This is a genomic window from Paraclostridium bifermentans, assembly GCF_964259345.1.
Classification (GTDB): domain Bacteria; phylum Bacillota; class Clostridia; order Peptostreptococcales; family Peptostreptococcaceae; genus Paraclostridium; species Paraclostridium bifermentans_B.
In genome coordinates this window covers 366,337-379,699 of sequence record NZ_CAXVJR010000004.1, presented here as the reverse complement: position 1 = coordinate 379,699, position 13,363 = coordinate 366,337, and the positions used below count along the sequence as shown (strand labels likewise).

15 protein-coding genes are annotated in these 13,363 nt (G+C 26.9%); 10 read left to right on the top strand and 5 right to left on the bottom strand.

Annotation, left to right across the window (positions count from 1 at the left end; translation table 11 throughout):
* Positions 1-54: 54 nt before the first annotated feature.
* The 8 genes from accB to lexA all read left to right on the top strand — a co-directional run bounded on the left by accB (position 55) and on the right by lexA (position 7,199).
* Positions 55-510: an acetyl-CoA carboxylase biotin carboxyl carrier protein gene (gene accB / locus ACEXNK_RS10270; protein ID WP_373601466.1), complete on the top strand. Its 456-nt coding sequence runs from the start codon at positions 55-57 to the stop codon at positions 508-510.
* A 15-nt stretch (positions 511-525) separates the two neighbouring features.
* Entirely contained in the window at positions 526-1,881 is a 1,356-nt protein-coding gene (gene accC, locus ACEXNK_RS10265) for an acetyl-CoA carboxylase biotin carboxylase subunit (protein ID WP_373601465.1), read from the top strand.
* A gap of 17 nt (positions 1,882-1,898) precedes the next feature.
* Positions 1,899-2,807 (top strand): acetyl-CoA carboxylase, carboxyltransferase subunit beta, encoded by a 909-nt coding sequence (gene accD / locus ACEXNK_RS10260; RefSeq protein ID WP_373601464.1) that lies wholly within the window; start codon positions 1,899-1,901, stop codon positions 2,805-2,807.
* On the top strand, positions 2,788-3,738 hold the full coding sequence (locus tag ACEXNK_RS10255; protein WP_373601463.1) for an acetyl-CoA carboxylase carboxyltransferase subunit alpha: 951 nt from the start codon (positions 2,788-2,790) through the stop codon (positions 3,736-3,738). Before accD ends, ACEXNK_RS10255 begins: the two co-directional genes overlap by 20 nt.
* 131 nt (positions 3,739-3,869) lie before the next feature.
* Positions 3,870-4,130, top strand: a complete 261-nt coding sequence (locus ACEXNK_RS10250) for a stage V sporulation protein S (protein WP_373601462.1) — start codon at positions 3,870-3,872, stop codon at positions 4,128-4,130.
* Positions 4,131-4,265: 135 nt separating this feature from the next.
* Complete coding sequence (locus ACEXNK_RS10245) at positions 4,266-4,457, top strand: small, acid-soluble spore protein, H family (protein ID WP_373601461.1); 192 nt, start codon at positions 4,266-4,268, stop codon at positions 4,455-4,457.
* Between the two features lie 876 nt (positions 4,458-5,333).
* Positions 5,334-6,464: a tyrosine-type recombinase/integrase gene (locus ACEXNK_RS10240; protein ID WP_373601399.1), complete on the top strand. Its 1,131-nt coding sequence runs from the start codon at positions 5,334-5,336 to the stop codon at positions 6,462-6,464.
* A gap of 99 nt (positions 6,465-6,563) precedes the next feature.
* Positions 6,564-7,199 carry a transcriptional repressor LexA gene (gene lexA / locus ACEXNK_RS10235; RefSeq protein ID WP_373601400.1) on the top strand — a complete coding sequence of 212 codons (636 nt, stop codon included), beginning with the start codon at positions 6,564-6,566 and terminating at the stop codon, positions 7,197-7,199.
* 38 nt (positions 7,200-7,237) lie between these two features.
* On the opposite strand, the gene ACEXNK_RS10230 is transcribed toward lexA, so the two are convergent.
* The 5 genes from ACEXNK_RS10230 to ACEXNK_RS10210 all read right to left on the bottom strand — a co-directional run bounded on the left by ACEXNK_RS10230 (position 7,238) and on the right by ACEXNK_RS10210 (position 11,269).
* The gene (locus ACEXNK_RS10230) at positions 7,238-7,501 is read right to left on the bottom strand and encodes a hypothetical protein (RefSeq protein WP_373601401.1); all 264 of its coding nucleotides are present in this window, start codon (positions 7,499-7,501) and stop codon (positions 7,238-7,240) included.
* 29 nt (positions 7,502-7,530) lie between these two features.
* On the bottom strand, positions 7,531-8,250 hold the full coding sequence (gene deoD, locus ACEXNK_RS10225; RefSeq protein WP_373601402.1) for a purine-nucleoside phosphorylase: 720 nt from the start codon (positions 8,248-8,250) through the stop codon (positions 7,531-7,533).
* Between the two features lie 321 nt (positions 8,251-8,571).
* Positions 8,572-9,195 (bottom strand): DNA-binding protein, encoded by a 624-nt coding sequence (locus ACEXNK_RS10220; protein ID WP_373601403.1) that lies wholly within the window; start codon positions 9,193-9,195, stop codon positions 8,572-8,574.
* Positions 9,196-9,279: 84 nt separating this feature from the next.
* Positions 9,280-9,912, bottom strand: coding sequence for an OmpA family protein (locus ACEXNK_RS10215; RefSeq protein ID WP_373601404.1), 633 nt, complete (start codon positions 9,910-9,912; stop codon positions 9,280-9,282).
* Positions 9,905-11,269 (bottom strand): MotA/TolQ/ExbB proton channel family protein, encoded by a 1,365-nt coding sequence (locus ACEXNK_RS10210; RefSeq protein WP_373601405.1) that lies wholly within the window; start codon positions 11,267-11,269, stop codon positions 9,905-9,907. Before ACEXNK_RS10210 ends, ACEXNK_RS10215 begins: the two co-directional genes overlap by 8 nt.
* Before the next feature lie 533 nt (positions 11,270-11,802).
* On the opposite strand from ACEXNK_RS10210, the gene ACEXNK_RS10205 reads away from it, so the two are divergent.
* Positions 11,803-12,477 carry a Crp/Fnr family transcriptional regulator gene (locus ACEXNK_RS10205; RefSeq protein WP_373601406.1) on the top strand — a complete coding sequence of 225 codons (675 nt, stop codon included), beginning with the start codon at positions 11,803-11,805 and terminating at the stop codon, positions 12,475-12,477.
* 230 nt (positions 12,478-12,707) lie between these two features.
* On the top strand, positions 12,708-13,346 hold the full coding sequence (locus ACEXNK_RS10200) for a manganese efflux pump MntP (protein WP_373601407.1): 639 nt from the start codon (positions 12,708-12,710) through the stop codon (positions 13,344-13,346).
* The last annotated feature ends 17 nt before the right edge of the window (positions 13,347-13,363 follow it).

The window sequence follows — 13,363 nt, the reverse complement described above, 5'->3', positions numbered from 1 at the left end:
TATATTTTTTTGTGATATAATATTAGTACCAGGTAATAATACAAGGAGGTAACTATGAAAATTAATGAGATAAAAGAATTGATATTAACTATAGATAAAACTAATTTGACATATGTAAATTTAAAGGACGAGAATTTCTCTTTAGAAGTTTCTAAATCTGAAAACAAAGTAAATAGTAACGTAGTAATTAATAAAAGCGATGAAGTAGAAATTATTGAATCTATTTCTTATGATGATGATTATATAAATGAAAATGATACAAATATTAATGAACACTTAATAAAAGCTCCTATAATGGGAACTTATTATGCTTCATCTAGTCCTGATGCAGAAGCTTTTGTAAAGGTAGGAGACAAGATATCTAAAGGTGATACACTTTGTATAATAGAAGCTATGAAGCTTATGAATGAAATAACTAGTGATGTTGATGGGGAAGTTATAGAAATATGTTCAAGCAACGAAGATCTAGTTGAATATAACCAAGTATTATTTAAAATAAAAACGATTTAATTAGGAGGCAGTTAGATGATTAAAAGATTGTTAATTGCAAATAGAGGAGATATAGCAGTTAGAATAATACGTACATGTAAAGAACTTAATATAGAAACTGTTGCTATCTATTCTGAAATAGATAAAGAAAGTTTACATAGATACATGGCTGATGAATCTATATGTATAGGCCCTAATAATATAAACAAAAGCTATAATAACATTGATAATATAATATACTTAGCTAAAAAAATGAAATGTGATGCTATTCATCCAGGATTTGGGTTTTTATCAGAAAATGTTAACTTTGCTAAAGCTTGTATAGATAATGACATAATTTTTGTTGGACCTACGCCTAATCAAATAGAACTTATGGGGAATAAATCAAAAGCGCGTGAAACTATGATAAATTTAAATGTTCCAGTTGTTCCCGGATCTAAGTCTATTTTAGAAAATAAAGAGGAAGCAAAAAAACTAGCTAAGTCTATAGGATACCCTGTTATGATAAAAGCCTCTAGTGGAGGTGGGGGAAAAGGCATGAGGATAATATATAAAGAAGATGAGTTTGATTCACTATTTGATATAGCTAAATCAGAAGCTTTAGCATCATTTGGCGATAGTTCTTTATATATGGAAAAGTATATAGAAAATCCTAGACATATAGAAGTTCAAGTATTTGGAGATAAGTTTAATAATGCTATCCATCTTGGAGATAGAGATTGCTCTATGCAAAGAAGAAATCAAAAACTTATAGAGGAATCATTAAGCGCTTATTTAAATGAAGATCAAAGAAATAACTTGTATAAAACATCTGTTGAAGTAACGCAAGGTATAGGGTATATAGGAGCTGGAACAATAGAGTTTATTGTAGATCAAGATAAGAACTTCTATTTTATAGAAATGAATACAAGAATACAAGTAGAACATCCTGTTACTGAAATGATTACAGGAATAGACCTTATAAAACTTCAATTACTTATAGCAAGTGGAAAAGAAATACCTTTTACTCAAGAGGATATTAAATTTAGAGGTCATGCTATTGAATGTAGAATAAATGCAGAAGATTCTAATGAAGATTTTAAACCATGTCCTGGTAAAATAGAATCTTTACACATACCTGGAGGTTTTGGAGTTAGATTTGATACATTCATTTATCCAGGATATACAATTCCACCTATTTATGACTCTATGTTAGGTAAATTAATATGTATTGCTGATAATAGAGAAGAATGCATAAGTAGAATGGATAGAGCTTTAGATGAAATAATTATAGAAGGTATAACTACTAATATAGATTTTCAAAGAGAACTTATAAGCTCTAAGGAGTTTAACGATAATACTCATCATACAAAGTTTATAGAGACTGAGTTTATAAAGAATTCAAATGTGTAGTTTAAGGAGAGTTTATCATGATTAAAAAATTTTTAAAGAAGAAAGAGCAAAATTATGCAGTTGTTCATTTAAAAAACAATTTTAAAGAAAATAGTGTTGATGATAAGTTTTGGGTTTATTGTGATTCTTGTAATAATCAAATTTTTAGAAAAGATTTAGAAGAAAACTTAAATATATGTCCAAAATGTAATAAGCATTATGATTTTGCTGCAAGAGATAGAATAAAACTACTTACAGATCATAATAGTTTTAAAGAGTTTAATCATAATATTAAGTTTAAAAATGTATTAAATTTTCCTGACTATGAAAATAAATTAGCTAAATATAAAGAAAATACAAATGAAAAAGAAGCTGTTATAACTGGTATAGGGCTTATAAATAATATACAAGTAGTTCTATGCGTAATGAATTCTAAGTTTATGATGGGTAGTATGGGTTCTATAGTTGGAGAAAAGATAACATTGGCAATCGAATATGCTATAGATAATAAACTTCCTGTTATAATTACATGTGCTTCAGGAGGTGCAAGGATGCAAGAAGGTATGATATCTCTTATGCAAATGGCAAAAACCTCTCAGGCACTTGCTAGGCTTTCACAAGCAGGGCTACTATATATTTCTATACTTACTAACCCTACAACTGGTGGAGTTACAGCAAGTTTTGCTACTTTAGGAGACATAATTATAGCAGAACCTAATGCTTTAATCGCTTTTGCGGGTCCTCGAGTTATAAAACAAACAATTAAGCAAGATTTACCTGAAGGATTCCAAACTTCTGAGTTTTTATTAGAGCACGGTTTTGTAGACATGATAATAAGTAGAGATAAGATGAAAGAAAATCTTCATAATATATTACATTTACATGGATACCCTTTTGTAAATGATTTATACGAGGAGGGTGATTTAATTGCATGCACAGAACACTAGTTCGAATACCGATATAAATAAGATAAAAGACAGCATAAAACAGCTAAAAGAACTATCAAGTCAAAATAACATAGATTTAACAAACGAAATTGAAAAATTAGAAGCTAAACTTAAAAGCATTGAAAATACAGCATCCAAAGAATTATCTGCATGGGATAAAGTGTCTATAAGCAGAGATATTAAAAGACCAAGTGCCGAAAATTACATAAAGAACATATGTTCTTTATTCTTAGAACTCCATGGTGATAGGCTATATAAAGATGATCCTTCTATAATTGGAGGAATTGGAAAAATAGGTGATTTCGAGGTAACTTTAATAGGACATCAAAAAGGCAAAGATATAAATGAGCAAGTAAAAAGAAATTTTGGAATGCCTCATCCTGAAGGATATAGAAAAGCGCTAAGATTGATGAAACAAGCGGAAAAGTTCAATCGTCCTATCATAACTTTTATAGATACTCCTGGAGCCTTTTGTGGTATAGAAGCAGAAGAAAGAGGTCAAGGAGAAGCTATTGCTAAAAACTTACTTGAAATGAGTTCTCTTACAGTCCCTATACTCTCTATAGTTATCGGAGAAGGGGGAAGTGGTGGAGCACTAGGAATAGGGGTATCAAATGAAATCGCAATGCTTGAAAACTCTGTTTACTCTGTAATATCTCCAGAAGGTCTTTCAAGTATACTTTTTAAAGATGCATCTAAATCTAAAGAAGCTAGTGAAGTTATGAAGCTTACTAGTTCAGATTTAAAGAATTTAGAGGTAATTGATCATATAATAGAAGAGCCTTTAGATACAGCTCATAGTAATATAGAAGATGTATCAAACAATATGAAAAATTATATTGTTAACAGACTTAATTTTTATAAAGATTTTTCAAAAGAAGATATAGTAAATCATAGATATGGTAAATTTAGAAATATAGGAGTCTATTAAGTATAACTTAATAGGCTTTTTGCGATTAATGAAATTATATTAATTTTTTAAAATAGAGGGTTTTTGCTTTCACTTATAGAATTTGTAGTTAAATAGCATAATATACAAAGATATAAGAGGGGGATCTTGAAATGGAAGTATTAAAAGTTTCATCAAAATCTAATCCAAACTCAGTAGCAGGAGCTTTAGCCGGAGTAATAAGAGAAAAAGGTAGTGCTGAAATTCAAGCTATAGGTGCAGGAGCGCTAAATCAAGCTATAAAATCAATAGCTGTTGCAAGGGGATTTATGGCACCTAGTGGTATTGACTTAGTATGTATTCCATCATTTACTGATGTAAAAATAGACGGAGAGGAAAGAACTGCAATTAAGCTCGTTGTTGAGCCTAAATAATAGATTAGAGACTATAATAAAATAGTCTCTTTTTTGCGTTATAAAAATTTTATCAAATAACTAAGTAAATTTTTTTATTGAATAAGATATATATATTGGGAAAATATAAATTAAGAACGATGAGGAGGTGTATTTATGCAACTTAGAAGAGCAGTAGAGATATGTAACAATAATGAAAAAGATAATGTAACTCTTTATTATTACAATAAACCTGTAACATTAGTTAGTGTTGATAATAATATTGGAACAGCTCATGTAAAGTCTTTAAATGATGATTCTCAGTTTGAAGCTGAATTGGAATCATTACATGAAAACAAAAACTTATAAATTATATAAATAAATTTAATGAAATTATAATATAACAAGAAATAATAAATATAAAAAAGTCATTTTTAAAAAATATATGAAAAAATGGCTTTTTTATATGTTTTTATTTAACACTTAAAATCAATGACTTTATTAAGTATTGATACATTATGATGTATAGTATTATAAATATGCAATGTATTTCATTGAAAATTCCATAAATATATATGATATAGTAGATTTTTTAGTATTTATATTATATAGAAAAACATAGATTATATGATACATATTTATGAAGAGTAGTACTATTTTTAAAATATAACTATCCTTTAAATGTATATTTAGGGAATAGTTAGTATGGAATTAATATATATATCTATATAACATCATTTTTTTGATCTTTTTTAACTTTTTTGTAATTAATCTAAATTTTGTATTTTTATTAGTTCTTCTCTTTTTGTTTTTAGTTTTTATGCATTTTAAAATTTTCTTCAATGTAAATTTTATTTTTTTGTAAACCATATACAAATTCAATTACAAATTTATTTGATATCAATTTAAAACAATCTTAAAATTATATTTTAAAATTCTGCAATTCATATAATTTATATCTTTGTATTATATATATTGCTAATTTGTATCTATTCTTTATATCTATATTGATTTTATTGCTAAAACTTATATATTATAAAAATCAAACCTATTTATAGGCATTTTAAGACTTTTTATATTTGTGTATATAAAAACATATTACTTATTAAGCTTCTGCTGCTTATAAGCTTGTTTAAATGGCTGTTTTATCTTATTGTTCTATTTAAGGAATAGTTGAACTCAAAAAAACTCTATGTTATATTTAAATTATTAATAAATATTGTTTATGGAGGTATTTAATTAGAAATGTCACAACGTAAAGTTATAAAAATACATAATAAATCAGATAAACCCGATAACATAGTTCTTAGAGACAATAAAGTAATTGAAAAATGTATACAAATAGAAAATAATTTACCTAAGTTTATGAAAGATTATAGTATTTATTTAAAAGGATCTGTTTCTGTTACTACAAGGCTTGCTTATTTAGAAGATATTCAATTTTTTTGTTCTTACTTAATAGAAACCAAAGAAGTTACAATTGTAGATGAGATAAAAGATATTAGTATTGAAGATTTTAATAAAATAAAAGCAAGAGATGTAAATTTATTTCTAGGAGATTATTGTACACGTTACTATAAGCAAACTGAAAAAAATACACTTATTTATGAAAATAATAATCGTGCTTTGGCTCGTAAAAAATCATCTTTATCTACTCTATTTAAATTTCTTTTTAGAAATAATCAAATAGAAAACAACATAACTGATGGTTTTAATCCTATTAAGCTTCCTAAACCTCAACCAGATGCAATAAAACGTCTTGAAATAGATGAGGTTGCAAAAATGTTAGAAGCTGTTGAATCAGGTGTAGGTCTAACAGATAAAGAAAAAGTTTATTGGAGAAAAACTAAGCTTCGTGATAAAGCAATATTAGCGTTATTTGTTACATATGGTCTTAGATTAAATGAGCTTCGTGAACTAAATATTTCTTCTTTTAATTTTTCTAGAGGTGAATTTAAGATATATAGAAAACGTGGTAAAGAAGTTTTAATGCCTATAAATAAAACTTGTGAATTAGTTATTAGAGATTATATATTAAATGAGAGACCTAAAAGTGAAATGTTAAGCGAGGACGTTCAGGATGCGTTATTTCTATCTCTTCAAAATAAGAGAATGGATCCTAAGTCTATAAGGCAACTTGTGAAAAAGTATACTTCTATTTCAATGGAAACATCTAGAGATAAAGGTTATAGCCCACATAAGTTAAGAGCTACTGCGGCTACATCGTTAATACAAAATGGATTTTCTATATATGATGTACAAAACTTATTAGATCATGATAATGTTACTACTACACAATTGTATGCTGCTCATAAGAAAAATGTTAAAAGGGATATTGTTAATAATTTCGAATGGTTAGATGATGAAAATGAGTAATTTCAACTTTAAGAACAAATGTTTGTATAAAATTATTTGATATGTTAAAATATATAGTATAACGATAAACTAAATTAATATTAGAAACGAGATGATAACATGTATCTAGATTTAACGAATAAACAAATGATGATACTTGAGTTTATAAAAGATCAATTAACTCAAAAAGGATATCCACCTTCAGTGAGAGAAATATGTGCTGCTGTAGATTTAAGGTCTACGTCTACTGTTCACTCTCATTTGAATAAACTTGAAAAATTAGGTTATATTAGAAGAGATGCTACAAAACCTAGAGCTATAGAAGTATTATCTTTAAATAAAAATGAAGGTGTAGACGGTCTTAATCAAGAAGTTCTTCACTTACCTGTAATAGGTCAAATAACAGCAGGCGAACCAATTTTTGCAGAACAAAATATAGAAGAATACATACCACTTCCAGCAAATTTCATTATGGGAACTGATAACTTTATTTTAAAAGTTAAAGGTGAAAGTATGATAAATGCAGGAATATTAGATGGCGATTATGTTATAGTGGATAAAGCTAGCACTGCATCTAATTCTCAAATAGTTGTAGCATTAGTAGGACAAGATAGTGCTACTGTGAAAAGATTTTTTAGAGAAGAAAATCATATACGACTACAACCTGAAAATGACTTTATGGAACCGATTATATTAGATCCATCAGAAGTTAGTATAATAGGACATGTTAAAGGTGTCTTCAGAGTAATAAAGTAAAAGATATGTGAGTATACACATATCTTTTCTTGTTTTAATTATAAAAATTTCAAAGTTATCTCTACTATAATACAACATATACCAGCTGCTATAAAACTATAAGCATTCGTCTTAGCTTTTTTTAAATCAGCTTCAGCTTTTTCTTGTAACTTGTCAGATTTACTTTTTCCCTTTTTATCTTTTTTATTATTATGTTTGCTAATATCTTCTAATTTTTTATTATACTCTTCCCTTTTGCCTTTTAAAGATATGACTAAAAGAATTCCTAAAACTAAAAATACTACTCCTAGTAATAAAAACATATATTTCCCTCACTTAATAATTTTATGATTTAAGCTAATTCAAGAGCTATTTCCATCATTTTAGTAAAAGCTACTTGTCTTTCATGTGCAGAACATTCTTCTCCTGTAAATGGGCAATCAGATATTGTTAATATACAAAGTGCATTAACTCCTGCTCTAGCTGCATTCATATAAAGTGCAGCAGCTTCCATTTCAACTGCCAATACGCCCATCTTCTTCCATTTAGCTAAATTATCAAGCCCTGCATCGCTATAAAAAACATCATTAGATACTATATTTCCAACAGTAACTTTAGTGTTTTGATTATTAGCTGCATCAACTGCTCTTTTTAAAAGATCATAACTAGCTATAGGTGCAAAAGTACCTGGTAAATTATATTGTTTAGCATAATTAGAATCAGTACATGCTCCCATACCTATAACAATGTCATGAACTTTTAAATCTTCACTTATAGCACCTGCTGAACCTACACGTATAAGATTCTTAACCCCATAAAAATGAATTAATTCATATGAGTATATACCAATAGAAGGCATTCCCATCCCTGATCCTTGAACAGATATTTTCTTTCCCTTATAGTACCCTGTATAACCATACATACCTCTTACTGTATTATACATAACTGGATTTTCTAAAAATGTTTCTGCTATAAATTTAGCTCTTAGTGGATCACCAGGAAGTAATATTGTTTCTGCTATATCCCCTAAGTTTGCATTATTATGTGCTGTTGGCACTGGTGATTTACTCATATTTAAATACCCTCCTTTTTATAATTCATAAATATATCAATAAATATTATATCACTTTTTTACCAATATAAAGAATTTATATGCAGGAAATGTCAAAATTGTAATTTAACATATTGGAATAAATATAATATAATAATAATATAATTCATATAAGATTTTGGTAAATTAAGGAGGGGATTTATGAGGAAGAATTCTGAAAAAATTGCAATATTAATACTTGTCCCTATGCTTTTATTTACTTTGTTTTTGACATTCAAGACAATGCGATAAATAAAAAAATAAATGGGCTACAATTTATATAGCCCATTTATTTTTTTATGTTTATATTAAGTTTTTATATTGTTTTAAAAATTCTCTTATTGCTTGAGTTATTATTTCTTGTTTAGAGTATTCTGAATTACTACATAGCCTTTCAAAGTCTTCCCAAGTAGCTTTTTCTACTTGAATTCTAGTAGCCTTTACTTCTTTTATATTAATATCTTCTATAATAACATCTTTTTTTGTTTTTTTGACCTTAGGTTGTAATGGCTTTAGATCTTTTACACTTAAATACCAATCGTATACTTCACAAAGTTTATCTAGATCTTCAGCACTTACATTTACTTTCGCTGGCTTTGCTTTATATACTTTTGTATTTTTCTTGTTACTTGTTTTAGAATTCGCTTTCTTATCTGTAGCATCTATTTTAGATGGTTCCTTTTTAGAATTTCTTTTTTTCTTAGTATTATTAGTTGTATCAATAGTTATTTCTAATTGCTTTGTAGCTTTATTTTCTACACCATCATCTTTTTTCACATATTTGCCTTTAACTGATTTGTATCCATTCTTATTTAAAAAACGTCTTAAAGGTTTAACTTCAGAATCTAATTCAATTGCAATCTCTTCTAAACTAATACCTTTATTCTGTAATTTTAAAAATTTGTCTAACTTTTGTTTATCTGTCATTTTTATCCCTCCAAACTACTCATTATAGATTATAACATGTAATTGGCATTAAATACAAAAAAACTCCAAACATACATTCGGAGTTTAATTAACATCATCTACATTTACTTCATATTTTATTTCGACTCTTCTAGATTTTCCTCTATCTATACTACCATCATTTGATTTTATAGTTTCTGCTTTAGACCTACCTATTGCAACTATATCTTCTGTTAACTTATCCTTATATTTATAATCACCTATTTCTTCTCCAACAATATAGTTAACAACACTAAAAGCTCTTCTTTGTGAAAGATCTAAATTATATATATATGTCCCTACATCATCAGTATGTCCCTCAACAACTATCTGAGATATATAATCACCGTAATCTTTATATATAGTTTCTACATATTTAGGAACAAATATTTTCAATATTTCTTTAGCTTCTGGTTTTAATTCATAACTATCTGTATCAAATAATGCAGTTTCTCCAAAGGTTACTTCTCCACTTTCTTTATCAATTTCAACAGGGACTCCATTTTCCTTTAATGTCACCTTAACTGACTCATTTATGCTATTTGCAATACCTTGCTCTACTCCACCAACCATACTTTCAGAACTAATTAAAAACATTATAACAACCATTAAAACCGTAGCTAGTAAGTCTGTAAATGTTGGCCAAAAATTACTTTGTTCTTCTTCTTTATTTACAGTCCTTCTATACTTATTAATCATATTCTAACTCCTCGACTTCATCTAGCTCTTCTTCATCTAATTCATCTAAATCGAAAGTTTGGTTTGGATTTTCTATCTCATATAATGTGTCTGCTTTAGAATTATCGTTATAAATAAACTCTTCATTTAAGCCTTGTTTTTCCTTTATTAAATTAGACATATCTATTGCCTCTTTATAAATATCTATATACTTAAATACAAGTTCTAATTTGTTAGTTATTGCTTTTGCTTGATCGTCTATAGTCTTAGTTAGATTATTTATATCTTCTTTTAAATTTGCCTTATCTTCTCTAAGATTATTTTGTTTCAAAAGGATATTGTTTTCATGTGATATTAGTTTCATCATAAGATCTTGAATGTTTCTTTCATATAAAGCAAATCCTGCATTTACATCTCTTATATAATCTTTAATTGTAAGTTGACTTTTATTTACAGATTTTATATCGTCTGCTGATTCTTTTATATTTACAGCTATTTGATTATACACTTCACTTTGAGATTCATATGTATCAAATAATTTAACGAATTTTACATTAAGTATACTAAATTGTTTGTCTAATTTCCTAACACTTTGATCGAATGACTTTATAGAATCATTTGATCCATTTAGCATTATGCCTAATTTCTCTATAGAAGATATAAAGTCATCATTAAAATCATGTAAGTCTTTAGATATTTTGTCAAAACGTTCTATTGCACTTATAGCTTTACTTATATCTTTTATACAAACTTTTATTTCATTTAACTTAGATTCTAAAATCTCGCCTTTATCGTTACTTGATTTTACAGTCATAATATTTTCTAATTTTAGCATTAGTTGAACCATAATATTTTCACAACTTTTATACTTTATATATGCATTTATGACAATGGAACATATTATACCTACTATACTAGTTGCAAAGGCAATTTGCATACTTCCTATAGCTAATGTCATAGAATTTACAATATCACTTTTGTCAATACTTGCAAGAGTTATAGTAAGTCCTACAAAAGTACCTAAAACTCCTAATAAAATGCATAATGAAGGTGTACTTTTTATAGTTTTTATCTCATCAATTATTATTTTCTTATCTTTTGATAAATCAGATATTACTTCCTCCACAAGGGTATTCATATTTATCTCAGAATAAGGATACATTGACTTGTAATTATCATACTTGCTATTTGCAATGGCAAGTATAGTGCTTTCTTCTTGATTTAAACTTAATTCTCTTAGCTTCTCCTTTATAAAGTTATAAATATTATTATTTTTAATTACATTCAATACTGAGTACGCTATTGTAATCCCTATAAAAATTAAAGTTATAGGATTTGTGAATATAGATGTAAATAAATTTAATATTATATTTCCCATATTAAACCTCCTTAATTATGTTTTAATAATATATATGTACATCCTTTCTAAAATAGACAAAAAATAAGTAGGCGTCTTTAACTTTTTTAAGACACCTACTAAGATAAATACTATTTTTATACTCAGTCTACTTCTTAGAGATTTATGGGTTTTATCTGTAAGAACATAGATAACTCAGAAGTTAAAGTTTAATGTAGTGAGTATTTATAATAGTCAATTATTTAATCTTAATAAATAATATGAAATACATACTTATTGTGTTCCTTATTTTATAGTATAATTTCAAAACAATTGTAAATAATATAGATAGTTAGAATTGAAGTTGGAAAGGTTCCAATACTCTACTTAAATAATTAAGTAAAGATGAGAGATGCAGGATAAGCCGACCTGCCAATTCTAATTTAGATAGAAGAGTGTCTCATTTGGCACTCTTCATTTATTTTTATAAATAAAATTTAGTAATTTAATTTATATTTATGTTAATATATATTCTATAATTCAAATTTATTTAAATTATAGATAGGGGGTTTTTTATGACAATATTAAATAATTTATGTAGTACTTACAGCTTTATAGATAACTTAGATGAAAATATAAAGGAGCTTATAAAATCTAGGATAGTAATAGAAAATTTAGAGTCTAACTCTCAAATAATGTCTAGAGGTGATCAATGTAGAGGTTTTTCTTTAATATTAAATGGGACTATACGAGTTTATAAAATATCTGACAAGGGTAAAGAAGTGACTTTATACAAGTTAGCAAGCGGAGATACATGTTATCTATCTATGTCGTGTATGTTAACTAATGAGGCTTACCCTGCTTTTGCTGAAGTTATAGAACCTACTACAATTGTATTTATTCCAAATGATATTTTTAATAAGTACATATACAATACATTAGATTTTCAAAAATATATGGTAACTAATTTATTTTCTAAATATACGGATGTTATAAATTTGTTAGAAGAAATTGCATTTGAACGTATGGATGTTAGAATATCTAAATACTTACTAGATGTATCTTTAAAAACTAATAATAGTAACTTTTTATATTTAACTCAAGAAAGAATAGCTCAAGAATTAGGAACTAGTAGAGAGGTTGTTACAAGAATCCTTACAGATTTTAAAAATAAAGATATTATAACTACCCAAAGAGGGAAAATAACTATAATTGATAGAGAAAAGTTAAATCATATTAGTTTATTGTAATTTAAAATTGACTTATTTAACCAACTTATGTAAAATAATATAGGAAATTAAATAAACTTTATATACTCTTGTTGAGGGAGTAGTTGGCACAAAATGTGTGATTAGGTCAACATAATGACTAATTTTAGTCTGGTCTAATCTTAAATAGCGAGACTCATACACGATTTTTTCGTGTATAGGTCTCGTTTTTTTTGCGCATATTATAAAATGTTAAGAAGGAGGATTTTTTTATGGGTTTAGTTTCTATTTTATTAACGGCATTTGCTCTATCTATGGATGCATTTGCTGTTTCGGTGACAAAAGGTATAACTATAAAGAATGTAACTAAAAAAATTGCATTTAAAATTGCATTTTTCTTTGGATTGTTTCAAGGAGGTATGCCTTTAATAGGTTGGGCATTAGGTATTAGATTTGAAAAGTACATAAAATCATTTGATCATTGGATAGCACTTATATTGCTTTCATTTTTAGGAGCTAGGATGATTTATGAATCTATAAAAGATAGAAAAGAACATAATGATAATGAGATGGATGAAATTGCAGTAGATATAGATGCTAAGGGTAATTCTGAAAAATCTATTAATTACACTATAAGTATGAAAGATTTAATAGTTTTATCTATAGCTACAAGTATAGATGCGCTTGCAGTAGGAGTTAGCTTTGCATTTTTAAGTATAAATATAATTCCAGTTGTAACTGCAATAGCTTTAATAACTTTTATTGTATGTTTTGTAGGTGTTTTAATAGGAAGTCAAATAGGATATAGACTAAAAGATTATGCTGAAATTGTAGGAGGAATAATTCTTATATTTATAGGACTTAGTATTTTCAATGAACACACTGGATTTATTACGAATTTTTTTAAATAGCTAATGTAAAAAAGTGG